This window comes from Capnocytophaga sp. oral taxon 324 str. F0483, assembly GCF_000318315.2.
Lineage (GTDB): Bacteria > Bacteroidota > Bacteroidia > Flavobacteriales > Flavobacteriaceae > Capnocytophaga > Capnocytophaga ochracea.
Genome location: NZ_KB291491.1, coordinates 21,157 through 47,859 on the forward strand (window position 1 = coordinate 21,157; position 26,703 = coordinate 47,859).

Below are 26,703 nucleotides of genomic sequence, written 5' to 3' on the forward strand. Positions count from 1 at the left end.
TTTTATTTCTGCAAAAAGAAAAGTTTTTACAACTTAAAAAACATCTAAAATGCATTTGGGTAAAACTTTAACAAGACTTTAACATAGTGTAAAATATTGGAAATGAAAAACCTATATTTTTTTTGATTTAAAAACGTAAAAATATATACTTTAATGATGTGTAATTAAAAAAAAAAGATTACTTTTGTCGCACTAACTCTGTATACATAATATACATATTAGTTTTAAGAATAGCAGTTTTATATACCATAGTTTAATAACTAATGATAATGAAAAAGTTTTTATCAGCAATTTTGTTTTTGATGTTCGCAGGAGTTGCGTCAGCTCAATGTATAGACATAAAAGTAACGCCTACGGCGGGTACTTGTTACTCCGATGCACAGCTAAAGGTAGAGGCAAAGCCAGTATCACCTCTTCCTTCGGGTTGTCCTGCGCCTGGTAGTGAAGGTTATTTTGTACGCTTAGAGGGTTACGGAACTGATTCAGGTTTGGAGAGAATGGCAGGAGGTACCTCAGGGCAATATACTTTTACTAGTTTAAATCCTGGTAACTATACGGTAACAGTATATGATGCGAAAAATGGGAACTCTGAAGCTAAAAGCGTAAAGGTTATTTCTAGCTATAAGATAATGAATATCCAGAGTCTACAAGCCATTGCTCCTGCCTGTAATAAGAACAATGGTGGTGTGAAATTTAAAATACCTAATGGAGGTATAGGTCCTTTTGAGGTAACCCTACTTGATATGAGTGACCAAGTGCTGGTGCCTGCACAAACCTTTACTCGTCCTACAGGTAACAATTATATAGAAGTAAGAGGAAATAATTCTCATAAGGTACTTCCAAATACTTTTATAAAGGTGAAAATAAAAGATATTACAAATGTACATAACAACTGTGGTGAGGAACGCATACTTCCAAAAGTACAAATTCCAGCTTTACAAAATGACTTTAGTTGTATTGACATAAGAATTAGCAATCGTTATTTAACGAGAAGTAGAACTGATTGTAATAAATATGAAGTTGAATTAAGAATAAAAGAAGTAGGACAAGATCGTTGGCTAACTCAGAATCCGAATATAACATATTCAGAGATAAAAAGTTTCTTTACTCAACCTGGTAGAGCCGTGGTGCGCTTTTTAAACAGTTCTAAACCACAAGTAGATATTTCTAGTACTTTTGATGGTTATGGTTTTAAATTGAAATTCCCCTCTTTTATTGAAAAAGGTGATGAAGTAGAGATTATTATAAAGGGACCTAATAATACGATTACTGAGCGAGTACGTTTTAATGAACAAATCGTAACTCCTTTGTGTCCTAGAGGTGACACATTTAGAACTTATAATAATTCTTATAAAAAAAATAAGCCAGGTTCTTGTGGAGCTTTTGAACAAAGTTTATCTCTTTATCACTATTTAAGAGCGGGGGATTGGAGAACTTTGCCTAATTTGGATGGAGGTACTTATCCATATGATGTCACCTGGCCAGTAGCTCCTGTTGACATAAGTCAATATAAGTTAGAAAAAAGTACAACGGGTAATTCTGCAGGACCTTGGGTAGAAATACCAATGGTGTCAGGAACCCCTGGAGCAGGACAAGCAAGATGGACAAGTAATATTATTTATTTAGATAAGGTAGGAGAAGGACTTTATAGGCTTACCTATAAAGACCCTATGGGATGTAGAGGAACTTGTGTTAGAGAAGAATATATAAAATATATAGATAAAACTACCTCTAATCCGATTGAGAAAATATGGAACTATTTAAAAATAGGCTATGGTAGTTATGAAGGGACAGGAGCTTTTCGTTTTGAAGAAATAGGTGATAATAAATTTTATTATCCATTGAAATTTAAGATAGAACCTGTAGATGGTACTAAATCGGTTACTTATCAAGGAAAGTTGGCTTTAGGAAGCTCTGTTACTCGTACTATTACATATCCAATAAATTATACGAATAAAGGTGATATTAGAAATTTTGGTTATACCAATTTGCCTTCTACCAATTATAGAATAATAGTAACGGATGCTTGTAGTAATACTACTACACGAGATTACGTGCTTCCAGCAATGCGATATAATCCAATCTTGAAATATGAAAGAGATTGTGAAGTAGGAAAGATTATTTTTGACATAGGACGATTAGTGAATAATACTGGATCCGATTCAGAAAAAGTATATATAGAACGAGATGTAGTAGACGCTTATGGCAATCACTCTTGGCAACCTGTGAAAGTAAATGGTAATGATAGTTATATAAAGAATAGTAAAGGAGAATTTATTAATTTATTGACTGGGAAATATAGGATATTTTCCGACTGGGATAATAAGTATGGTTTTATTCCTTCTTCTACTTTTGGAATTTATAGAGTTCATAGTTTAACAGATCCTACTATGCCTCCTATAAATAGGAAAAATTACCAAGAGATCTCTATTCCAGAGATGGAGAAATTAAACCCTGTTTTAAACCCTGCAGTATGTAATAGTGGTAGCAACACTGGTATGATTTCAGTAGATTTAACAGGACAGCAAGTGGCTTTCCCTGTTACCTATGAGCTGTATTCTAAACCGAGTGCTACTTCTACTCAAACTACTTTTGTAAAAAAAGCAACTTACCAGCAGTCACAAAACCAATATTATCATATTTTCTCTAATTTACCTATGGGGCACTATATGGTGAGGACTATTCACCGTTGCCAAACAGTAAATAAAGATATAGAGATAAACAGTACTGGTGATTTTGATCCTTATTTATTAGTAGATAAATCAGGATTATGCGAAACTAATACAGTTAAAGTATTTCTTGGAGTATCAGGACATCTTTTTGATATCCGATGGTTTAAGCTTGATGCTAATGGACAAAAAACTACTTCGTCTCCACTTCAATCGGGACCTTCATTCTCTGAGGATATTACGACCACTACTCACTATTTGGCTGAATATAACTTGAAGCCAGGTATAGGTTGTGGTAATGCTAAAGTATATACTAAATCTACTACTGTAGAGGTGGCTTCAGGAAGTGATGCCATTAAGTTTAGAACACCTTGTCCTAATGATATTACAGTTTTTGCTGATCAGGGAGCCTGTGGTAAATCGGTAAATTGGCAAGAGCCTTCGGCTTATAACACTTGTAGTGGTACTATCACTACTACAAAGAGCCATACACCTCCATATTATTTCAATATAGGAGTTCATACCGTTACCTATGCGTTTTCTGATATAAAAGGAAATACTATTAGTTGTTCTTTCACTGTAACAGTGAAATCTAACGCTACTAAACTAAAATCAAGCCATCGTTATACTGATACTTCGGGGAATACTATCACTCAGTTGACCCCTAATCAGGAGTTCTTTTATGTACTTACTTATCAGAACGACGGTTCAGAAAATATCAATAAAGCAACTATAAATGTAAAACTTCCCGCTAATACTACCGTAGTTACTAATGGTAACCCTGATCTTAATGGGGCAGGTGATGGCACAGTGAATAATCCTCTTCCTCAAAGTAGCTATAACAATGCTACTAAGAGCTATCAGTTTGTGATAGGAGGTAAAGCAGGAGGCGTACAGTTGCAGTCTACGCTTAAAGCTGGAGACCCTGTTCGTACAATACGTATTCCTCTTAAACTTGTAGGCGATTGTAATGACTTTTTAAAACCTTGTGAGAACTTTTTGAAAACGTCTATGAATATAGACTACGAAGGAGGGGCTGCGGGTTGTACAGGAAATCAACAAACGGAAGCAGGTACTAAAACAATCACCATAAATACTACGGATTGCAATCGTCAGGAAGTGTTCTGTGGTACTGGAGCGATGACTTTTGAAGCTGTAGGAGGCTTTACAAGTTATCAATGGTATAAGAATGGAAGCCTCATACCAGGAGAAACAAAACAATCAATTGTTGCTAATTCACCAGGTGTTTATAAGGTAGAGAAAACGAATTTTTGTGAAGGAGTTTCAGTAGTAACAGTAGAAACTATCAACTATCAAGGTATTTCACCTACTACTGACCCTATTCGCGCACAAGCTCAGAATATAGGGGTAACTTGTCCTGGTGATGGTAGTTGGACAAGCCACTTCTACTTCTGTCAAGGAGGAAGTAAGAATATTACGGTAAGCTATAAAAACACTGCTTTTGAATGGCAACAATGGAGTGGAGGTTGTACAGAAACTTCTCCTGATTGTCGTAATACCGATGATAATTGCTGGAATCCGGTACATTCTAACGCTACTTTTACAGCTAATAGTGCTGGTAAATATCGTTTACACTTGAAAGATTGTAACGAAAACTTCTATTTTGAAGTATTTACAGCAGGATTAAGTGGTAACCTTACTGATAAGATTGACGAAACAAACTATTCACAAGGTTCAGTGAGATTAACTCTTAGCACCAGTGGTGTAAACTATAAGGTAGAAATCTACAAAGGAGGTGTACTTCTAAGAACTGACAATATCAATACAAATGATTACCGCATTCCTAACTTGCCACAAGGTACTTATGATATTAAAGTTACCTCAGTGCAAATACCAGGTTGTGAGTATAATGGTAATGTAACGATAGATAAGCTCACTGAAATGACAATGACTGCTGCCTTCAAAGGTTGGAAAGATTGTAACACTGCTAAATTACAACTTAAAGCCGAAGGTGGTAAACCTACTTATCGTTTCTATATTTGGAGTATCAATGGAGTACAACAATTTGCTGACGAACAAACGGCAATTGCTTCTGCTTCACCTATTGCATTACAGTTAGGACACCAAACAAGCGTAGATGTAGATGTGCCAAATATTACCCAAGTAGGAGAATATGTATTTATAGTAGGTGATATGGATAATGGTAAGTTTGCTTTGTCTAACAAGGTAACGATTACACCACCAGATCCACATAGCTATACCTTGTCGGTAACTCAAGAAATTGAGTGCGAAAGCAATCCTAATAGTGGACACATCAATATGATATTCCCAGCAGGTAGCCAACACCAAAATCGTACTATTAACTTGTATAAGTTAGATAGTAATGGTAATCGCATCACACCTGCTTTCAAAACAAGTTCAGGAGGATTATTTACTGGTTTGCCCGCAGGAAGCTATGAAATAGAAATGAAATCGAATGTAGGGGGTAATATATGTACTTACAGTCAGAAACCTATTGTAATTGCTCCTACTAAAGATCCTCTTAGAGCTTTTGCAGGAGTAGTAGCCGATAAAGATTGCGATGCAAGTAATCAATATAAAATAGCGGTAAACAATGTTGCAGGAGGCACACCTCCTTACCGTTATAGTTTTGATGGAGAAACTACTTATGGTACCAACAACGTTGGCTTTATGGGAGCTTCTGGTAATGTGTATGTAAAAGATAGCAAGGATTGTCGTATTGTTATCCCTGTGAATATTGTTGCGCAAACCATACCGACTCTTACCGTTGCCAACCCTATTACCTATCGTTGTGATAATGGTTATGGAATGGTAACTGTAACGATTGCTTCAACTACTAGTCAAACTTATGAATACAGTATAGATGGTAGTGGTAAAACAGCTATCGCAGGTAATACTTTCAGTAGATGGTTAGCGCCAGGTACGCACTCTATTACTGTGTACTATAAGACTTTGAATACAGCTACTACGCCTAATGTACTATACGTAGAAGATTTTGGTAAAGGTGCTAATGAGTGCTTATCAGGAGCCACTACAGGTTTAGTGTGTAAGACTGATGGTAACTTAGCAGATGGTAATTATGTAGTTACTAAACAAGTAGGTACTAATGCTTCTTGGGTACCATCACCTACTGACCCTTCGGGAGGACGTTATTTGGCTATTGCAGGAAATGGTAGTAGCGAATTAGTGTATGAAAAACGCATTACAGGAGCAACTGCTCTTACTCCTATAACTGTAAGTTTTGATGCCTTGAATCTCATTTCAAGTGCCTCAGGAGTAGCACCTCGTTTCAGTGTAGAATTACACAAGAGCGATGGAGCACTGCTTCGTGGCAAGAATGTAGGCACTGTGAATGCTACGAGCTGGAAGAATGTAAGTGTTACCTTTACCGAAGCTGAATTAACAGGTCTTACCGATGGTACTCTTATCGTTAAGATTGTAAATACAGCGGCTGCAAGTTATGGTAACTTAGGCAATGATTATGCTGTGGATAATATTAAAGTAGCGCAAGCTACACAATATTGTGCTTCACAAGTTTCTCAATTAGTGAATATTGAGAAATTCAAGCAAATGCGTATTGAGAAATATGGTGCTGAGAAGAATGTAAGCTGTAAAGGAGCTAGTGACGGACAAGTGCGTATTAGAGTAATAAATCCAGCTTCTAATACTGTTAAATATTCTATTGATCCTTATCAAGCGGTTTGGACTACGACTACCCTTGATGCACAAGGAGTCTTTACTATTACAGGATTAAGTGCTACTCAAAACGGTGTAGTAGCTGTACAAGATGCTAATAATCCAAACTGTATTACTACCTTACAAACGGGTTACAAGATAGGAGAACCTACTTCTATTGTACCTACTGCTGTAGTAATGGAGAAAATAACTTGTTACAATGGAGGAAAGGCTAAAGTAAAAGTATCGGCTACGGGAGGTACACCAGGTTATCAGTATCAAGTGGGATTGGTAACAGGTACTTTAAGTGCTCCACAGCCAGCTGCTAAAACGCCTAACCCTTATGAGTTTAATAACCTTGTAGCAGGAACCTATAGTTTAGTAGTAACTGATGCTAATGGATGTAAAACAGAAACTACTTTTGAGATTGAAGATAAAGCTACTATTTCAGCGACTGCCGAACCTCAATCTTACTGTTATAGAACAGGTGATGAGAAGAAAGTAGTTATTACAATGCTCAGTGGTAATGGCAATTATAAAGTACAACGTGTGGGAGGAGCTATCTATTCATTCAACACTAATAGCTATGTATATCCTGATGCTTTGCCAGCAGGAAACCATACCTTTGTTATAACTGATGGATTTGGTTGTAGTACTACTGTTACTACCCAAGTATACGACCCATTGACATTACAGGTATCGCCTACTACCCAACAGTATGCTGATTGTAAGGGAGGTAGTGTAACCTACACCCTTACAGCACAAGGCGGTATCCCAACAGCAATGAAAGAATTTAAATACAGTGTAGATAATGGTATAACTTATACTACCATAGCTACGGCTCCTTCACAAGCTACTGTAGCAGTGAGTGTAGCCACTACTACTGTTATTAGATTCCAAGTAACCTATAAACCTGACGGTAGCGAATGTACTGCTGAACGTTACATCACTTTATTAAGCGATTCACCTCGCTTCTTGAAACCGTTCACTACTACCAAAGCTACTTGTGGAAAAGCGAATGGTTCAGTAACAATTACACCAAATGATTACTATGTAGGTACTGCTTCATATACCTTAGTGATTAAAGATACTGGAGGAACTGTACAATCAGCTACTGCTTTAGCACAAGGTAACTATGTAGCTGAATTAACCGATAATCGTGGTTGTGTGGCTTCCCAAACCTTTACTGTAGGAGCAGTACCACAGCTTACTGCTACTGCTACGGTTACTAAACAAATGGGCTGTACATCAGCAGCAGCTGATTTAGCGGCTATCACTGTAACTCTTGTTAATGGAGGAGGTACTCCACCTTTTGCAGTACATTTGAGAAATAACTTGAACGGTTATGAAAGTACACATACTTTAACCGCTTCTAATAATATGCCAACAGAGTTCACTGGTTTGGATTATGGTAATTATGATATTACCATTACTGATGCTAACAGTTGTGAAACTAAACTTAGCACTGTAATTAATCCTAATTCTAATGTAATGTCTATCACTGCTGAAACGCCTACAAGTTGTACAACTACAAGTAGTATGGTTATTAAGGCAAGTAATGGCACTACATTCAGTGCAACTACCAATGCTTACTTTGCTGTATATCGTCCAGGAATTGTAAATCCACCAAATACAGCAACAGCAGCACAATTAACTACCAATAACCTCAATGGAGGTACTGATACTTGGTATAAAGGAACTGCTTCTGGTACAGGAGTAGCTGTGAAAATACCAAACTTAACACCTGGTGTTCAATATACCTTTGTGGTGTACAACATCACAACAGGTTGTAGATATACTCAACAAGCTACTATGCCAGTGCCTACGTATTCTACATTGGGTGCTACTTTACAAGTAGCCAATGTGAAATGTGCAGGAGGTAATGACGGTACAGTAAGCTATACCTTAACAGGTTTCCAAGGTAGCACAACAGCTATTACTTGGAAGATATTCAGAGAAGATAATCACCAACAAGTAGGTGCAGGAGGAAGTGTAACAGCTCCGTTCCATATCACACAAAACACCAATAGTAATTTGCCAGCAGGTAAATACTATATTGAGTTTACTGAAAATACAGGTTGCGTGAAAGCCTTCCCATTTGAAGTAAAACGCTCAGCGGTGCCATTACAAGTATCTACTATGGCTACTCAGAAAGCCTCTTGTAGTACACTTGGTCAAGCGTGGTTGAATATCAAAGGAGGTACTGCAAGCTATACTTATGGTTATGTAACCGCAGGAGGAGCTTATAACCCAGCGGTAATGACAGGCACTACACAAGCTTCTACTTACATCAAGTTGCCAGCAGGTAACTGGGATGTATATGTAAGCGATGCTTATGGCTGTATACAGCACGCTACTGTAACCATAGGAATGTTTGATGTACCAAGTATATCGGATGTTACAGCTTTGAATTGCCAAGCCTACAACAATATAACAGGTAAGATACCAGTGAGAGTGACCCTCAACCAGATAGGTCAAGGTAACCACTATTACACCTTAGATGGTAGTGCTGATCAGCCTGTGGTTTGGACAATAGCTAATCAAGCCTTTGAGGTAGAAGTAAGCCCATTAGTAAATCACACTATCGTTGTGAAAGATGTGAATGGTTGTGCTACTAGTACAACATTCAGTACTACGGCTATCATCACCGCTACGGCTACCGTGAGCAAAGTGAAAACGTGTGCTACACCTACGGCTGAAATAACCGTAGTAGCCACTGGAGGTACAGGTGTATACAGCTATACCTTAGAGCGTTTAGATAACGGTTCGTTAGCAGGTGAAATTATTAGAGAGAATGTAGCCTTGCCAGCAGGTGGTGTGGTAACTATTACCAACCCAACTGAGGCTGCTACCTACCGCATCAGTATATTTGATGCAGAAACACGCGATTGTCCTATCGTGAAAGAAGTTCAAGTGGTAGACCCAACACCTATCGACCCATCGACTATAGTAGCTCAAGCTTATAACGAAAAATGTAATTTAGGTCTCACAGCTACCCCAACAGGAAGCATAGACGTAGCTATCCCTACCGACCCTGATACCTATACATTTAGAATTACAAGTGCTATAGACTTAACCGATGGTAGCAACGTAACGGTAACTACTACACCTTCAACCGCAGGAACTCATAATGCTACCTTTACACAGCTACGAGGTACTACGCAAGGGGTAAGATACCAAATAACTGTTACTAATAGTACGGGTTGTACCGCAATGGTAGAAACAATACTTACTTCACCAGAGCCTTTGAGCTTTGATGCAGATGTTCTTTCAGCTACTCAATATGTATGTGAGGGAGGTGCAGGAATGACTACACCAAAAGTAAGCGTAGATGTAACTAAGATACGAGGAGGTATACCACCTTATACTACTGAGTTCTTTGACGGAGCAGGTAATAGTTTAGGTACAGGTACTGAGTACACCTTAACAAACCTCAATGGAGGTAGCTTCTACGTAAGCATAAAAGACGCTTCAGGCACTTGTAGTACTAATACTGCTAGCGTAACAGTAGCTCCTGCCTTTGCTCTTACCTCAATGAGCATTACCACAACTACCTCAGTAACTTGTGTGGTAGATGAAGTGATAAATATTAGCTTAACGGTAACGCCTACTTATATAGCAGGCACTCCATTGCGCTATACTATCCGAGGTACTGATAATGGATTTGTGGCTATTACTTCTACTACTGCTACTACCCTTAGTGTACCACTTACAGGTTCAAGTGGCTTTGGTAATAGCAATTATACAATAGAAGTAATTAATGAACGTACTGGTTGTAGCATTACAGGCGTACACAGTATTAGACAGCCTAATACTTTTGCGATAGAATCAACTAACCCAGTGAGAGCGGTTTGCCATAACGATAATGGTTCTATCACACTCGGATTAGTGGATACAGACCTTTCTAACGGCGATCAATCAACAAGTGGATATACTTATACCATTACCTCAGTGGGAGCTACAGTAGCTACTTCTACTTCGGCAACGATACCAGCAGGTACACGTAGCTTTACTGTGAACTTGAAAGGTGGTTCATATGATATTGAAGTAACAGTGAATGGAGTAGGATGTAAAGTACCGAAAACACGCTTTACTATTCCTTCTAACCCTGCTGAGATAGAAGTGAGAGATGCTCGACAAAAAGTATCTGTCGATTGTGCTAATAAGAACGGGGTAGCAGCTTTAACAGTAGTAGGAGGTCAAGAAACCTTTACTGTAACACTTACTCCTGTAGGAGGTGGTACTCCACACGTACAAACTAATGTGAGAGCAGGTGCTCCAGGAATTGAGTTTGGTGGCTTAGACGCAGGTAGCTATATTATATCAGTAACCGATGCCTTAGGCTGTGCAACCGCTACAGGTACTTTGAGTGTGACTATTGACCCATATAGTGGTATCAATACCTCTACTATTTCAGTAACCACAACCCCAATCACTTGTATTGATGCTGATGACGGTACTCTTAAAGTAACAGGTGTAACAGGAGGAGCACGTCCTTATCACTATATTTTAGTGAGAACATCGGCAACGGGCAGTGATTTACCTGAAATAGCTACTAATGAAGGTGAAGCAACCTTTACAGGTATTAAACCTGGTACTTACCGTGTGGATATAGTAGATGCTAAGAACTGTTCAGTAACCATAGCAGGAAGCTATACCTTTACGAATCCGCAACCTATTACTGCTGATATTGATGTGACTAACTCAACCTTCTTTACTTGCTATGGTGAGAATGGAGGAAGTGTAACAGTTCACAATATCGCAGGCGGTACAGGTTCTTATACAGTAAATATTGTGAGAGCTGATAATAACCAAAAGATAGATGGACGCTCAGGAGTAACAGCAGGTTCATCAGAAACGTTCTCAGGATTAGCTCCATCACCTAAGAACACTTATTATCAAGTAGTGATACAAGATACTAATAAGTGTACGATGACTAAGACACTCAGCTTTACTGTAGAAGAGTTCCCTGATATAGCTATAAGCTATGTAGAACAAGAAGGTACTTGTGAAATGAATACTAATAACTATGTAGACCATTTGATAGTACGTTTCAGAAATACAGAAGTAGATTACTCTAAGATAACTTATAGTCTTAACGGTACGGCAAGTCGTACAGCCTTTACTCGTACGGTAGGTAATATAGCTTATATCGATAACTTTGATAGAACAACCCGCACTCAAACTATTCATATACATTACACTGCGGTAGCTCCTATCACAGGATATTGTACAACAAGCAAGACCTTTACGGTAGACCAAATCACTCCGCTTGTATTGAGTCAGGTAACCAATACTACTCTCAATACGATAGAAGTGATAGCTACAGGAGGGGTCACTAGCACAGTGAAGGGCTATACTTACTACTTCAACGGAGTAGATAGTGGCGATAACCGTGTATACAAAATCAAGCATAATGACCCTGAACGAATAGATAATGGCAGACGCATTAAAATCATAGAAGTGAAGGTGGAAGATGCACAAGGTTGTGTACGTACAATGACGATAGAAAAAGAATATCTAGACATTGAAGTACCGAACTTCTTCACCCCAGATGGCGATGGAATTAACGATGTTTGGAAACCTAAAAACTTAGACAACAACGTGAATGCTCGCTTCTACATCTTCGACCGCTATGGTAGACGTGTAGCTCTGCTCAGATCAGGAGAGGGTTGGGATGGTACTTACGACGGTCGTAGCTTACCAGCTGGTGACTACTGGTATATCATTGAGGTGAACGATGAATTATACGACAAACGTGAGTTCTATGGCAACTTTACATTATACCGATAATCGTTAATAGTTTTCATAACTAAAAAGAGCTGTTCAGCAATGAACAGCTCTTTTTTATTAAACTCATCGTAATTGAGTTATGAATACAATAACTTGCCTATCTATTTGTTTAGTAAAATTGCTATGCAAAGTAGTGCTGAGAATATCGCTACTAAAAGTGTAGTGGGGGCAGGTACTTTTATCGCTAAAAATACTGTAAAAAGTACTAATAGCACGTTTATAGCAAGTACATAACGAAAAGTAATAGGCAGTTGTAACTGATAGTGTAAGCCATTGGCTAAACCGGCAAAAATAAGGGCTAACCCTGCACTGAAAAACCAAAAGGCTTCTGCCGAAAGTTGGTCGTATTTCTTGAAACTAAGTGCTGAATGCGCTATGCCCAATAGCATAATTCCAATAATAGCAACCGCATAGAATGTTTTCATTGGTACAAAAGTTTATAATTACTTTGCAAAGATACTAATTAATACCGAATTAATACCATAATACCAAAAATGTTAATAATACTGATTAATATCAGAAATGCTAGAAATACCAATAATACCCAATCAATGACGGTGTGAGGTGTGAGCCACACTGGCAGGTGTGAGCCACACAAGCGAGTAAAATTAGTAAATGGGTTAATTAGCAAATTAGCAAATGGGGGAGGGGAAATAAAATAATGTAGATGAAAGCCTTATTTAATGATTAATGGTTAATGGTTAATTTGGGAGAAGCTTATAGAAAGCTTATAGGAAAGACGGTGCGAGCCGCACGGGCAGATAAACAAAAGACGAAGGAAAGACGAACAATGAACGAAGGAAAGACGAACAAAAAACGAACAAAAAACGAACAAAAAACGAACAAAAGACGGTGCGAGCCGCACGGGCAGATAGAGAAAAGACGAAGGAAGAGCGATGCTAAAGCGAAGGTAAGTTGAAGTTGAGGTAAAGATAAAAAGATGGTTATTGAAGGTTTTCAACTTTGTTAGAGTTTCAAACTTCTACAAAGTTTATACATAAACGAATGATGAACAAATGAAACCTGAGTAGCAGGGTGGAGATAGGGTGTTTTATAATAGTTTAAAAGCTGATTTTATTAGGGCTTTATTTATTTGTAAAAATTTTGCATCATTAAAAATAAGCTCTTAAAAGGATATTCAGTAAAAAAACTCTTTGCATATTGGTGCTAAATCAAAAATATTATGTACTTTTGCCCCAAATTTATATAGTGGGCTTTGTGAAAAAACTACTTATTGGAGTTAATAATCACTATGTGAGTTATATAAAAATTAATTTAGAGAATTACGATGGAGAAAATAACCGCTGCCATTACGGCTATCGGAGGCTATGTACCTGAAGATGTTCTAACCAATGAAATGTTAGAAAAAATGGTAGATACTAACGATGAGTGGATTTACACCCGTACAGGTATCAAAGAAAGACGCATACTTAAAGACCCTAATAAAGGTTCATCATTTTTAGGAATTGAAGCCGCTAAAGACCTTATTCGCAAAACAGGTCTCGACCCCAAAGAAATAGACTTAGTTATTTTGGCTACGGCTACCCCTGATATGCCTGTAGCCCTTACAGGTCCTTATGTAGCGTCGCAAATAGGCGCTGTGAATGCTTTTTCATTCGATTTGCAAGCTGCGTGTTCGAGCTTCCTATTTGGGGTTTCGGTAGCTGCTAAATACATAGAATCAGGGCGTTATAAAAAAGTACTCTTGGTGGGGGCAGATAAGATGTCGTCTATCATAGACTATACCGATAGAGCTACTTGCATTATCTTCGGCGATGGGGGAGGGGCTGCACTCTTTGAACCTAACTACGAAGGTTTAGGCGTACAGGACGAACTCTTAAGAAGTGATGGTATAGGACGTAACTATTTGTACATTAAAGCAGGAGGTTCTCTCTGTCCGACTACGGCTGAAACAGTGGCTAACAAAGACCATTTTGTATTCCAAGACGGTAAAACGGTGTTTAAATATGCGGTTACAGGAATGGCTGACATAGCAGAGGAGCTTATCAAACGCAACGGTTTGACCTCAAACGAAGTGCAATGGCTTACGCCTCACCAAGCTAATAAACGCATTATTGATGCTACTGCCGAGCGTATGGGATTACCTGCTGAAAAAGTGATGCTCAACATTCACAAGTACGGCAATACAACTTCGGCAACCATCATCTTAGCTCTTAACGACTACGAAAACCAACTCAAAAAAGGAGACAATATAGTATTGGCAGCCTTTGGGGGAGGTTTCACTTGGGGAGCTATTTACTTAAAATGGGCATACGACGGAGCCCTTTATCACAAATAAGGAACAACCATTGAGAAAAATACAATACACGTATGGATTTAAGAGACATTCAAAATTTAATTAAGTTTGTTGCCAAGTCGGGGGCAAGCGAAGTGAAATTGGAAATGGAAGATGTAAAAATCACCATTAAAACGAACCCTGATGAAAGTGGCAAAGAGCAAGTGTTTGTACAACAATTGCCCGTAGCACAACAGCTGCCGCAATTGCCTTTGCAACAGCAAGTACCTGTACAACAACTTCCTACAGCTGAACCTGCTGACAGCAAACCAGCAACACCTGCCGATGACGATAGCAAATACATTACTATCAAATCGCCGATGATTGGTACTTTTTATCGTCGTCCTGGTCCAGACAAACCGCTATTTGTGGAAGTAGGTTCTACCATAGCCAAAGGTAGTGTGATTTGCATTATTGAGGCGATGAAACTCTTCAACGAAATAGAATCAGAAGTTTCTGGTAAGATAGTTAAAATATTGGTTGATGATTCTTCACCTGTAGAATTTGACCAGCCATTGTATTTAGTGGATCCTTCATAAACCAAACAATTATGTTTAAAAAAATATTGATAGCCAACCGTGGAGAAATTGCCTTACGCGTGATACGTACGTGTCGCGAAATGGGTATCAAATCGGTAGCCGTATATTCTACTGCCGATGCTGACAGCTTGCACGTGCGCTTTGCCGATGAAGCTGTGTGTATAGGTCCTCCACCCAGCAAAGATTCATACTTAAAAATACCTAATATTATAGCCGCTGCCGAAATTACCAATGCCGATGCCATACACCCAGGCTACGGATTTCTTTCGGAAAATGCGAAATTCTCGAAGATTTGTGCAGAACACGGCATTAAGTTTATAGGCGCATCGCCTGAAATGATTGAAAAAATGGGTGATAAGGCATCAGCTAAAGCGACTATGAAAGACGCAGGAGTGCCTACCGTACCAGGTTCCGACGGGCTCGTAGAATCGTTGGAGCACGCTAAAAAGATAGCTGCTGAAATAGGCTACCCTGTGATGCTGAAAGCTACTGCTGGTGGGGGAGGTCGCGGTATGCGCGATGTATGGAAAGAGGAAGACCTCGAGAAAGCCCTCAACAGCGCGATGCAGGAAGCAGGAGCTGCCTTTGGTAACGATGCGATGTATATGGAAAAGCTGATTGTAGACCCTCGTCACATTGAGATACAAATCGTAGGCGACCAATACGGCAAGGCTTGTCACCTTTCAGAACGCGATTGCTCGATACAGCGTCGCCACCAGAAACTTACCGAAGAAACGCCGTCGCCTTTTATGACGGACGACCTTCGCAAGCGTATGGGAGAAGCTGCAGTGAAAGCTGCTGAGTTTATTAAATATGAAGGGGCAGGAACGGTAGAGTTCTTGGTAGACAAAGACCGCAATTTCTACTTTATGGAGATGAATACTCGTATACAAGTAGAGCACCCTATCACTGAACAAGTGATAGACTATGACCTTATTCGCGAACAGATATTGGTAGCTGCCGGAGTGCCTATCTCAGGTAAGAACTACACGCCTAAACTGCACGCCATAGAGTGTCGAATCAATGCGGAAGACCCTTATAACGACTTCCGTCCGTCGCCAGGTAAGATTACCACCTTGCACGCCCCAGGAGGTCACGGAGTGCGCCTCGATACTCACGTGTACAGTGGTTATGTAATTCCGCCTAACTACGACTCGATGATTGCGAAACTCATCACTACAGCGCAAACCCGTGAGGAAGCAATAGCCAAGATGAAACGCGCCTTAGACGAGTTTGTAGTAGAAGGAGTGAAAACCACAATTCCGTTCCACTTGCAACTAATGGACGACCCCAATTACTTAGCAGGCAATTACACTACTAAGTTTATGGAGGATTTCCAGATGAAACCCCAAGTGGCAGAATAATGAAGTAGAAATGATTATATAAAGAAAGGGACTGTCTAACTCAAGAGAAAGATAGTCCCTTTTATATCGTTACAATACTATGATATATCTTATTGTATATTTTATTTGTTGGGTATTAGCTGTTGTACTGTATGCTTTTTCTTTCGATGAAAGCTTTGTATATACCGCATTATACACCCATTTGGTTTATGGGGTAGGCTTTTTCGGGTTGTTTAACTTTGTAGGGCACTCGGTACTCAGTGAGAAAGTAGCTAAAACCATAGGATGGGCATCTAATGGTTTTCAAAAAGAATTGGGGTTTGTGTCGTTGGGGATAGGCATTTGTGGTATATTGTGCCATTGGTTTCGCGACGGATTCTGGTTGGCAACGGCTATTCCGTTTAGTGTATTCTTGATAGGAGCAGCCTTGTTACACATCGCTGAGATAAAGCGAAAACACAATTTCAACAAAGGGAACGTATGGATTATTCTTCCTGATTTGCTAATGCCCTTAACGTTATTAATATTGTTTATACTGAATTAGAGATGAAACTCATAGCAATGATACCTGCCCGTTACGGGGCGACACGCTTCCCTGCAAAGCTGATGCAAGACCTTTGTGGCAAGCCTGTAATTGTACATACTTATGAACGTGTAGCTGATACCCGCTTGTTTGACGAAGTGTATGTGGTAACTGATGATGACCGTATAGAAAAGGCGATACGAGAGGTAGGAGGCAAAGTAATTCGCAGTAAAAAAGAACACAATAGTGGCAGTGACCGTTTGGCAGAAGCTTCAAGAGATTTAGACGTAGATATTATTGTGAATGTACAAGGAGATGAGCCTTTTACAGATAAAGAGAACTTACAAAAAGTAATTGATATTTTTGCTAAAGACCTTACTAAAAGCATAGCAGTAGCAAGCCTAATGGAGCGTATTACCGACCCAGATGATATTGCAAACCCGAACAATGTGAAGGTAGTAGTGAACAAATTTGGAGAGGCGCTCTATTTTTCGAGGAATATCATTCCCTTTCCTCGCGACCCTAACACCGAGGTGTCTTATTACAAGCACATAGGTATTTACGCCTATCGCAAAGAAGCATTACAACAGTTCACCGAGTTACCTCCTTCCTTATTAGAAGAAACGGAAAAATTAGAACAGCTTCGTTACTTAGAAAATGGGTTTAAAATACGTTTAGCGCTAACCGATATTCCTACCATAGGGATTGATACCCCCGAAGATTTGGAGAGGGCACGTAAGCGATTGATTACACAAAAATGATAAAAATAGAGATAAAAAGACTAAAATTGAGGGGAATAAAGCAGAAATTTAGCAAATTATTAACATTGATTATCAGCTGTTTATAAAAATGTTGATAACTTATTAATAAAAAAATGCTGTAAAGTTTCTTTTTTTCTATATCTTTGCTACGTCTAAAGAAGTGTAAAGACACGAATAGAGCGACCTAATTAATAACGAATTAAACAAAAAATTATCGGCTATACATCTAGATATAGTTGTTTAAGTGAAAAATGAAATATAACAAGTATTACGTAGGGTTAGATATCGGGACTACCAAGATTGTAACTATGGTAGGGGCAAAGAACGAATACGGGAAGATTCAGATTTTAGGTTATGGGCAATCTAAAAGTGAAGGCATCAATAAAGGAGTAGTAACTAACATTGCTAAAACTACTCAATCTATTATGGATGCTATTCAAGATGCCAAAGAAAAGACAGGCTTAGAAATTGAGAACGTAGAAGCAGGTATCGCAGGACAAAATATCATAAGTCGTTCGCATAGCGATTATATTACCCGTACAGACCCTGAACAACTTATAGACTTTGACGATTTGGAACGCCTGAAAGAACAGGTGTTCTCTATAGCACTTTCACCAGGACAAAAGATAATTCACGCACTCCCTCAGGACTATAAAGTAGATAATGTGGGAGATATTAAAGAACCTATCGGTATGATGGGGACGCGTTTAGATGCTACTTTTCACTTAGTTATTGGGCAAGTAAGCGCTATCAAAGGGATTACTCGTTGTGTGGAAATGGCACATCTAAAGCCCATAGGCCTTACTTTGGAACCTATTGCCTCTGCTAAAGCTGTATTAAGCGAAGAGGAAAAAGATGCAGGAGTGGTGTTAGTGGATATAGGAGGTGGTACCACCGATGTAGCTATCTTTAAAGATGGTATTATCCGCCATACAGCCGTAGTGCCTTTAGGAGGTAATATTATTACTGATGATATAAAAGAAGGTTGTGGAATACTCACCCGTCAAGCCGAGATGCTGAAAGTAGAATTTGGGTCAGCTTGGCCAGGAGAGAACCGAGATAATGAGATAGTATCTATTCCTGGTATTAAAGGGAAGGAACCTAAAGAAATAACACTTAAAAACCTTTCTAAAATTATTCACGCAAGAGTAAGTGAGATCATCAATTTAGTGTTTAACGTGATTAAAAATTACGGTCACGAAGAAACTAAAAAGAAACTGTTTGCCGGAGTAGTACTCACAGGAGGTGGAAGCCAACTGAAGCATATTGTTCAGTTAGTAGAATATATTACGGGAATGGATGCCCGCATAGGTTATCCTAATGAGCACTTAGCAGGTAACTCTGACCCTAAACTTACTTCGCCTATTTACTCTACGGCTATAGGTCTTGTAATGAGCGCTATTGAAAATGAAGCAGAAGAGCAATTTAAAAAACGCTTCCAGGAAGTAAAAGCTCAAGAAACGATAGAGAGCGGAAAGGGAGTGGTAGTAGAGTCTTTATCAGCAGATTTGCAGGATTCATCACTTGAAAAACAACCTATCACAATAGTAGATTCACCGAAAATAAATGTTTTTCAAGATAAAGATGAAGATGATGAATTAGAGATACATAAAACTAGTAGAGGCTGGTGGAGTAAATTAAATGAAAAACTAAAGGACTTCTTAGATAGTGAAGATTAAGTAGAAACAAATAATTATGATTTTTTGATATGAATTCGGACATTCAATTTGATTTGCCAAAGAATATTAGTAACTATATCAAAGTTATTGGCGTAGGAGGCGGAGGGTGCAACGCCGTGAATTTCATGCACAACGAAGGTATTAAAGGGGTAGATTATGTGGTCTGTAATACAGATGCACAAGCTTTGGAAAACAGCCCTATCCCTAATAAAATTCAATTAGGAGTTACCCTTACTGAAGGATTAGGAGCAGGAGCCAATCCTGATATTGGTGAAAAAGCGGCTCTTGAAAGTATTGAGGATATCCAACGTACTTTGGAAGGGAATACCCAAATGGTGTTTATTACAGCTGGTATGGGTGGTGGAACAGGAACAGGAGCAGTGCCCGTAATAGCTAAGCAAGCTAAGGATATGGGTATTCTTACTGTTGCTATTGTAACTACTCCATTTAATTATGAAGGCTTAAAGCGCAGTCGACAAGCACAAGCGGGTATTAAGAAACTACGTGAATGTGTAGATTCTCTTATTGTTATCAATAATAATAAAATCAACGAAATATACGGTGATTTGAGTATTAAAGAGAGTTATGGAAAGGCGAATGAGATATTATTAAAAGGAGCTAAAGGTATGGCTGAGGTAATCAGTAAGCATTACCTTGTAAATATCGACTTACGCGATGCTCGTACCGTACTTGAAAACGGGGGTACGGCTATTATGGGCTCAGCCTCAGCTGAAGGTGATAATAGAGCTTATGAAGCCGTAGCAGCTGCTTTAAACTCTCCTTTACTAAATGATAATAAGATAGCAGGTGCTAAAAATGCTCTTCTTTTGATTACTTATGGTAAAAAAGAAGCTACTCAGCGTGAAGTTACTGAAATAAGTAGTTTTATCCAAGAGCAAGCAGGTGATAATATGGCTGACCTTATCTATGGGATAGGTGAAGATGAATCATTAGGAGAAGCTATTTCTGTGATAGTGATTGCCACAGGCTTTGATGCTGATCAACAACAAGAAATAGTGAACGCTGAAACCAAAAAGGTAATACATATTCTTGAGGAAAACCAAACAGCTACTCGTGATTTAACAGAGCCCAAAGGAACTGTGGTTAATGCTATAAGTAGCAGTTATCCTATTTCCTCAATCTCTGATATAAAGAAAGAGTCTTCGCTATCAGATTTATTTAATATTTGGGTGGATTGTGAAATAGTTACTGCTGTAAATGATGAGTTTGTGATAGTAGATAAGTCTATTCCTAAAAAGAATAGTTTTCAGACTATTGAAAAAAAAGCTGAAGTGCAAACCCAGCAACCAACATCAGTAAAACACGAAGAGCCCGAAAAAGAAGCTCCAATTATTCACCAATTGAGTGAGGATATTCATAAAGAAGCTCCTCAAGTAGAACGCCGGAAGAATCCTCCTGTTGTAAATCAAGAGGGAGAAATTCGTTATACTTTAGAAGACTATACAGAGCTTGAAAGAACTTTTATAGAAGCAAAGCCAACCTCTTTTACAGAAGATAAAAACTCAAACGAGTTTATTCTTTATAAAAAAGAAGAGGATTCTAAGTCCAAAACTTCTACTTCTTCAGGTCAATTAGATATGTTTGCAGAAGAAGAGGATATAGAGTCTTCTTTGAACCCTATTGACAGTAGAATCTCTGATGTAATGAAACGCTCTCGTTCCAATCGTTTGCAAGATTATAACTACAAGTTTGGAAGTAATAATCAATCACGTACCTCTATGGGGAAAGATAGCGCAGGAGAGATGCAAATAAGAAAAAACAATTCTTATTTACACGACAATGTAGATTAGTTTTATAGGACTCATCTATGAGAAAAACCATATTCTAATAAAAACGGGAAGTTTAATTAAAACTTCCCGTTTTTCTATATAATCACATTATTAAAATTATTTTATAGTACTCTATTCATATCCCACTCTTCAAGATATTTAGCTACACGCTGTACAAACATTCCTCCTAAGGCTCCATTTACAACACGATGGTCATAACTGTGAGAAAGCATTAGTTTATAACGAATGCCTATTGTGTCTCCTTCTGGAGTTTCAATTACAGCAGGAACTTTTTGGATAGCTCCTATTGCTAAGATACCTACTTGTGGCTGATTAATAATAGGAGTGCCAAACAAAGTGCCAAATGAACCTATATTGGTTACTGTATATGAGCCATCTTTCACTTCATCGGGCTTGAGTGCATTAGCACGAGCTCTATTAGCAAGGTCATTTACTACTTTTGCCATACCTCTTAAACTGAGCTCATCAGCGTTTTTTATAACGGGAACAATTAGGTTACCGTCTGATAACGCAGTAGCCATGCCTATATTAATATTTCTCTTCTTGATAATGCTATCTCCTTCTACTGAGACATTCATCATAGGAAAATCAACAAGTGCTTTGGCTACCACTTCCATAAAGATAGGTGTAAAAGTGAATTTCTCACCTTCGCGCTCTTCAAATGCTTTTTTTACTTTATTGCGCCATTTCCATATACGGGTTACATCTACCTCAATAAAACTTTGTACGTGTGCTGAAGTAAGTTTACTTTTTAGCATATGCTCTGCAATGAGTTTACCCATACGGCTCATCTCAATTCGTTCTTCACCGCGTTTGGTATAAACTCTCTTATCGACAGGAGTAGCATCAAAAGTAGCTGAAGGCTTTGCTTTTCCTTGTGTCCTATGCGATAGATAGTCAAGAATATCACTCTTGGTTACACGGTCGTTTAACCCCGTTCCTTTGATGCTGTCTAACTCACTTAAACTGATACCTTCTTTCTTAGCGATATTCTTTACCAAAGGTGAATAGAAACGCTCTGTTTTGCTGAAGTCTATTTGTGGCTGAGCTGAGGTACTTTGTTGTATGTTAGCAATGTTCTTTTCTAAACTTGCAACCGATTGTTGTACAACATCAAGCGCCTCTCCAGAAGTGCTAATCTCTTCTTGTGTCTCAATAACAGCTATTACTTCACCTACTTTCACGACGTCATTCACTTGAAACTTGATTTCAGCCAATATACCCGACACATCAGTAGGTACTTCAGTATCTACTTTATCTGTGGATACTTCCACAATACTTTCTTCGGCTTCTACAGGATCGCCTACTTTTTTCAGCCAGTTGGTAACAACAGCCTCTGTTACACTTTCTCCTAATGAAGGGAAAATTAATTCATATCTTGCCATTTTCCTGCTACTTTATTTCTTTAACCTCTTGTGGGAGGTTCATATTTTTGGTTAATACGCTTATTTTATTAAGGTCTATATCGCCTGTGAGCGATAATACTATAGTTTGTTTTGAAGTCTCGGTCGGTTCTACAAGCATTAGCAGTTCCGATACGTGGGTAGCATCTTTCCCTTCTTTGGTGTAGAATTTCACATTTTGAGCTTTGTCTTTTACTCGCATTAATTCTGATAGCCCTGCTGTTTTAAGGTACTGTTGTGCTTCTGTTTTCATTAGCCCAGCAGCCGTTTTACTTTCAGTCGTAAAAATCTTCATTCCTTTGAGCTTATTAGCAACTTCCATAAACTCTTTAGCTTCCGTATCTTTACTGTCAATTTTTGATAGCATCTGAAACATCTTCTGCGATACTACCACAGTGCTAATATCTTTATTGGTTTCTAACTTTTCAAAGGCTGTTTGTCCGTTAACAGCTATGGTCACCCAAAAAGCAGATAGCATTAATATTTTCTTTATTTTCATAGTAACAATATGTTGTTAATGTTCTTTAACGATTTTGTTTTTAGTTTCTTCATATTCTTTGAGGTATTGCACTTTCTCAGCGCCTTTATTATATTCCTCTGAGAGTATTAAAAGCCCTTTTCTTATTACTTGGTAGTTGTACTCTGCTTCTTTGTATTCGCGTTGCTGTTTCACCCAATAAAAACAGCCTAATCCTATCGCCACCGCTATGAGTACACAAATTGCAATGGTTTTTTTCATATTTTCTTGTAACTTTGTTAATGTCTTCTGAATATTGATAAATCAAAGTCAAGGAAGTAAAGAGTTATCAATATTAATACTAATAACACTATCCAAAAAGTTTTGTTTACCCCTGCGTTTTTTCGGTTGCGACTCTCACTGCGGATAGAACGCCATTCTTCCGTGAAGTGGTTCGTTACGGTTTCGCGGTCTTTGCGAATGCGTGAGCCCATCTCAAAAGGGTTGCCTTCTTCCTTCCCTTCGTAGTAACGAGGAGTATAGTTAAAGCGCTTGTTCTTTGGTAATTTAAATAATCTAATCTTCATAATAATGCAAAGGTAAAAAATAATTGATAATTAACAATAAAATATTGCACAAAAATTATTCCAATAAGCTATTAATTTGTTCCATTACTTCCTTAATGATGTGATTTTCATCAATAATGTTTTCGGAAAGTTCTGTTTTACTTTTCTGTAATTTGATGATTTTTTCTTCAATGGTATCCTTGCTCACAAAGCGTATCACGTTCACTTTATTTTGTTGCCCTATACGGTGAGCCCTCCCAATAGCTTGCTTTTCAGAAAACGGATTCCACCACGGGTCTAATAACAAAACATAAGATGCCTGCGTGAGATTTAACCCTACCTCACCTGCTTTAAGCGAAATGAAAAAGAACGATATACTAGGATTGTTCTGAAACATCTCTACTTGGTTCTTGCGCTCAAACGAAGGTGTTTCGCCTGTTAGTTTAGCATATTTTATCCCTTTTTTGTTACACCATTCTTCATAAAGTGCTAAATGACTCACAAAACTGCTAAAAATAAGTGCTTTTCGAGATGATTGTAGCAATTCCTCCATATAATTTATCACTTCTTCGTACTTTCCTGATGCAATTTTACTCTCTTTGTCCACTAATTTAGGGTGTAAGCTTATTTTTCTAAGCCTCATTAGCATATTTAGAGTGTTAAATTCAGTGATTGGCTCATTAATTTGTAAAAGCTGGTTACGCACTTTCGATTTTTCTGTTTCATACCATTTGTGTTGGGCTTCACTCATAGGACAGTAGATAATTTGCTCTTCCATTTCTGGCAAATCGTCAAGCACTTGCTCCTTTGTCCGCCTTAGTAAAAACGGACTGATAATAGTCTTTAACTCCTCTAAGGCTTGCGCGTTTTTCTTTTTGCTGATTTCCACTTCATAGTTCTTGTAAAACGAAGCATAACTTTTCAGTATATTCGGATTGATAAATTGCATCTGCGACCATAAGTCACTGAGTGAGTTCTCAATAGGTGTCCCACTCAGCGCAATGCGATGAGTCGCTTTTAAGGTATGTATTGCTTTGAATGTCTTTGAGTTCTTGTTTTTAATACGCTGGCTTTCATCTAAAATGATATACCTAAATTCGTACTTTTGGAAGAGTTCCACATCGCGTTCTACTATCGGATAACTGGTAAAAACCACATCGTAATTGCCTAAGCGCTTGGCTTTTACTTTTCGGTCAGTCCCCACGTATTGTGTGCATTTAAAATGTGGGGCAAACCTTTTAGTCTCGTCATACCAATTAAAAATAAGCGATGAAGGCAGAATAACCAATACTTTTAGAGCCTCTTTACTCTTTTCTATCCCTGAAAAAAGGTCGGCAGTTTCAATCGCTTTTTCGGGTAAAGCATCGTGTATAGCCACCAATAAGGCAATGGTTTGTAGTGTTTTCCCAAGTCCCATATCATCAGCAAGGCACGCCCCAACACCATTGTAATAGTGTTGTAAAAGCCACTCCACACCCTCTATTTGATACGGACGTAAGGTAGCTCGTAGGTTAGGCGAGGGGGTATAATTCACTTTTTCTACTAAGTTCTGAGGTTTTATCTCGGGTACAGCTTCCAAAAGTGCATAGTTACTTTTGCTAATTTGCAGTTTCTCCTGCCTAATTTGTGCATATTTGGCAATACTACCAAACTTACTAAACCATTCTTGAGGAATAATGAAGGCTTTTCCATCAGGAAGTAAGTAAATAGGGTTATTTTCTTTTAAATTCTTGATTAAATCTTTAAAATGAAAGCTATTTTCTCCTTGTTTTACTCTTATATTGAGGTCAAACCAATCGTTTTCGGTACTTGTTTCTGCAAAAATGAGCTCAGGCAGATGTTCACTGATTTCTTTTCCTCCTTCTATGCTGAAAGTATGAAAGCCAAAACCTGCTTCTTCCAAATCTTTTTTGCAGTGCAACAGATGAAAATACGAAGCAAAAGGGTCTTTACTTTCAACTGAAAAAGTACCTCCGTCGTTCACAAAACCTAACTGTTCCAAAAGGCGATACTTTCTTGTTTCTTCTTCTTTATTTCGTTGGTAATTATATATTTTTATATCGTTATTGGGGCTTATTTCTAAGTTCGACTGATTGTTTTTCGATTGATTACTGTCAAAAGTATAACCATTGTAATCAAAGTGTATGTATATTTTGTAATGATTGGCAAAGAAATCGTATAAAATATCCAATTCACTACCTTTTAATTCATTCTGAGTAATAATTTTAAAGCCTTTTGCTTCTACCTGTGCATTTCTAAGTACTTTTTTAAGGAATTTCTCGAAGTATTCGGGGAAAGTTTTTTCGGGAATAAAGGTACTTTCTTTATTCAAAAAAGGTTTAAGGTGCGAAGCTTTAATATGAGCTACTCGCACTACTTGCCCTTTGAGTACAATCCAAGCGTATGAGTTGTTCAGCAGTTCGATATGGCTTTCACAAGGCAATAATTTTTCATCGTCTTTCTGTAACAACAACCGATAACTAATACCTCCTTCAATTTTTGTAAATTCCAATAGAGGTTCAATTATATTCGTGCTTATGGGGAGTATTTTCTTACTGATATCGTCTTTGTGATTGTGGTTAGTAGTGATAAACAAACTATTTTCTGCAATAATAGAAAGTAATTCAGCTGTTTTTTCTTCTATTTGTTGTTGAATATGCTTTTTTATTTGGGCATTTTTGTATATTTCCTCAAAACTATCCCCTTTTTTGATGTATTTTTGATGTAGAATATTAGGTTGTAGACTATTTACGATACTTAAAGCCCTTTTTTCACTTTCTGATAGTTCAAAGTTAGTCAAACTATGTAATACTTCTGTGGTAGCTTTCTTGTAAAACGAGGCGTATCCGTTTTGTTTTTCGGCTAAATAAGCATTAGGCAAAGCTAGTTCTATGGTAGGGTGAAAGCTAAAGTCAAAAAATAAAAACATAACTCAATAATGTAACTGCTGTAAGGTTTTGTATTCAGCGGACAAAGGTACAGTATTTTTACAGGAATAAAAAAACTAAGTAACCTCTTTTTATCAACATCGATAGGAAAAAACCTTTATTGAACAACACTTTGCAAGATATTTGTCCTCACTTTGCGAAAATTTCAAACTTTGGAAAAGTTAAAACTTGATATATTATATCTTCACCTTACCTTTATTTTATCACCATTTATTCTTCGTTCATTGTTCGTCTTTTGTTTATCTGCCCGTGCGGCTC

14 protein-coding genes are annotated in these 26,703 nt (G+C 38.1%); 8 read left to right on the forward strand and 6 right to left on the reverse strand.

The annotated features are described in order from the left end of the window. Positions 1 to 263: 263 nt before the first annotated feature. Positions 264 to 12,119 carry a T9SS type B sorting domain-containing protein gene (locus HMPREF9072_RS01785; protein ID WP_009410226.1) on the forward strand — a complete coding sequence of 3,952 codons (11,856 nt, stop codon included), beginning with the start codon at positions 264 to 266 and terminating at the stop codon, positions 12,117 to 12,119. A gap of 101 nt (positions 12,120 to 12,220) precedes the next feature. Here HMPREF9072_RS01785 and HMPREF9072_RS01790 read toward each other — a convergent pair whose 3' ends face one another. Next, positions 12,221 to 12,544 (reverse strand): hypothetical protein, encoded by a 324-nt coding sequence (locus HMPREF9072_RS01790; RefSeq protein WP_009410227.1) that lies wholly within the window; start codon positions 12,542 to 12,544, stop codon positions 12,221 to 12,223. 863 nt (positions 12,545 to 13,407) lie between these two features. Between HMPREF9072_RS01790 and HMPREF9072_RS01800 the strand changes: the two genes are divergently transcribed. The 7 genes from HMPREF9072_RS01800 to ftsZ all read left to right on the forward strand — a co-directional run bounded on the left by HMPREF9072_RS01800 (position 13,408) and on the right by ftsZ (position 21,071). Further along, positions 13,408 to 14,418, forward strand: coding sequence for a beta-ketoacyl-ACP synthase III (locus tag HMPREF9072_RS01800; protein WP_002672722.1), 1,011 nt, complete (start codon positions 13,408 to 13,410; stop codon positions 14,416 to 14,418). A gap of 32 nt (positions 14,419 to 14,450) precedes the next feature. Then, complete coding sequence (gene accB / locus HMPREF9072_RS01805) at positions 14,451 to 14,954, forward strand: acetyl-CoA carboxylase biotin carboxyl carrier protein (RefSeq protein WP_002672720.1); 504 nt, start codon at positions 14,451 to 14,453, stop codon at positions 14,952 to 14,954. A gap of 11 nt (positions 14,955 to 14,965) precedes the next feature. Continuing rightward, on the forward strand, positions 14,966 to 16,318 hold the full coding sequence (gene accC, locus HMPREF9072_RS01810; protein WP_009410229.1) for an acetyl-CoA carboxylase biotin carboxylase subunit: 1,353 nt from the start codon (positions 14,966 to 14,968) through the stop codon (positions 16,316 to 16,318). Between the two features lie 79 nt (positions 16,319 to 16,397). After that, on the forward strand, positions 16,398 to 16,841 hold the full coding sequence (locus HMPREF9072_RS01815; protein ID WP_009410230.1) for a DUF6790 family protein: 444 nt from the start codon (positions 16,398 to 16,400) through the stop codon (positions 16,839 to 16,841). Positions 16,842 to 16,843: 2 nt separating this feature from the next. Further along, positions 16,844 to 17,581, forward strand: coding sequence for a 3-deoxy-manno-octulosonate cytidylyltransferase (gene kdsB / locus HMPREF9072_RS01820; RefSeq protein WP_009410231.1), 738 nt, complete (start codon positions 16,844 to 16,846; stop codon positions 17,579 to 17,581). A gap of 251 nt (positions 17,582 to 17,832) precedes the next feature. Next, positions 17,833 to 19,260, forward strand: a complete 1,428-nt coding sequence (ftsA, locus tag HMPREF9072_RS01825; RefSeq protein ID WP_009410232.1) for a cell division protein FtsA — start codon at positions 17,833 to 17,835, stop codon at positions 19,258 to 19,260. A 29-nt stretch (positions 19,261 to 19,289) separates the two neighbouring features. Next, a complete protein-coding gene (gene ftsZ, locus HMPREF9072_RS01830) occupies positions 19,290 to 21,071 on the forward strand; it encodes a cell division protein FtsZ (protein ID WP_009410233.1) in 1,782 nt (593 codons plus the stop codon). Between the two features lie 101 nt (positions 21,072 to 21,172). Here the strand turns inward: ftsZ and HMPREF9072_RS01835 are convergent, their stop codons facing one another. The 5 genes from HMPREF9072_RS01835 to HMPREF9072_RS01855 are packed head-to-tail and all read right to left on the reverse strand — an operon-like array spanning position 21,173 to position 26,426. After that, a complete protein-coding gene (locus tag HMPREF9072_RS01835) occupies positions 21,173 to 22,456 on the reverse strand; it encodes a dihydrolipoamide acetyltransferase family protein (RefSeq protein WP_009410234.1) in 1,284 nt (427 codons plus the stop codon). A 7-nt stretch (positions 22,457 to 22,463) separates the two neighbouring features. Next, the gene (locus HMPREF9072_RS01840; RefSeq protein WP_009410235.1) at positions 22,464 to 22,973 is read right to left on the reverse strand and encodes a DUF4252 domain-containing protein; all 510 of its coding nucleotides are present in this window, start codon (positions 22,971 to 22,973) and stop codon (positions 22,464 to 22,466) included. Between the two features lie 15 nt (positions 22,974 to 22,988). Continuing rightward, positions 22,989 to 23,213, reverse strand: coding sequence for a hypothetical protein (locus HMPREF9072_RS01845; RefSeq protein ID WP_009410236.1), 225 nt, complete (start codon positions 23,211 to 23,213; stop codon positions 22,989 to 22,991). A 17-nt stretch (positions 23,214 to 23,230) separates the two neighbouring features. Next, positions 23,231 to 23,518, reverse strand: coding sequence for a hypothetical protein (locus HMPREF9072_RS01850; protein ID WP_002672706.1), 288 nt, complete (start codon positions 23,516 to 23,518; stop codon positions 23,231 to 23,233). A gap of 55 nt (positions 23,519 to 23,573) precedes the next feature. Further along, positions 23,574 to 26,426 carry a DEAD/DEAH box helicase gene (locus HMPREF9072_RS01855; RefSeq protein WP_009410237.1) on the reverse strand — a complete coding sequence of 951 codons (2,853 nt, stop codon included), beginning with the start codon at positions 26,424 to 26,426 and terminating at the stop codon, positions 23,574 to 23,576. Positions 26,427 to 26,703 lie beyond the last annotated feature (277 nt).

Coding starts and splice junctions, on each gene's coding strand:
- HMPREF9072_RS01790 (WP_009410227.1), bottom strand. CDS start 12,544: ATGAAAACATTCTATGCGGTTGCTATTATTGGAATTATGCTATTGGGC.
- accC (WP_009410229.1), top strand. CDS start 14,966: ATGTTTAAAAAAATATTGATAGCCAACCGTGGAGAAATTGCCTTACGC.
- ftsZ (WP_009410233.1), top strand. CDS start 19,290: ATGAATTCGGACATTCAATTTGATTTGCCAAAGAATATTAGTAACTAT.
- HMPREF9072_RS01845 (WP_009410236.1), bottom strand. CDS start 23,213: ATGAAAAAAACCATTGCAATTTGTGTACTCATAGCGGTGGCGATAGGA.
- accB (WP_002672720.1), top strand. CDS start 14,451: ATGGATTTAAGAGACATTCAAAATTTAATTAAGTTTGTTGCCAAGTCG.
- HMPREF9072_RS01855 (WP_009410237.1), bottom strand. CDS start 26,426: ATGTTTTTATTTTTTGACTTTAGCTTTCACCCTACCATAGAACTAGCT.
- HMPREF9072_RS01800 (WP_002672722.1), top strand. CDS start 13,408: ATGGAGAAAATAACCGCTGCCATTACGGCTATCGGAGGCTATGTACCT.
- HMPREF9072_RS01785 (WP_009410226.1), top strand. CDS start 264: ATGATAATGAAAAAGTTTTTATCAGCAATTTTGTTTTTGATGTTCGCA.
- ftsA (WP_009410232.1), top strand. CDS start 17,833: ATGAAATATAACAAGTATTACGTAGGGTTAGATATCGGGACTACCAAG.
- HMPREF9072_RS01840 (WP_009410235.1), bottom strand. CDS start 22,973: ATGAAAATAAAGAAAATATTAATGCTATCTGCTTTTTGGGTGACCATA.
- HMPREF9072_RS01835 (WP_009410234.1), bottom strand. CDS start 22,456: ATGGCAAGATATGAATTAATTTTCCCTTCATTAGGAGAAAGTGTAACA.
- HMPREF9072_RS01815 (WP_009410230.1), top strand. CDS start 16,398: ATGATATATCTTATTGTATATTTTATTTGTTGGGTATTAGCTGTTGTA.
- kdsB (WP_009410231.1), top strand. CDS start 16,844: ATGAAACTCATAGCAATGATACCTGCCCGTTACGGGGCGACACGCTTC.
- HMPREF9072_RS01850 (WP_002672706.1), bottom strand. CDS start 23,518: ATGAAGATTAGATTATTTAAATTACCAAAGAACAAGCGCTTTAACTAT.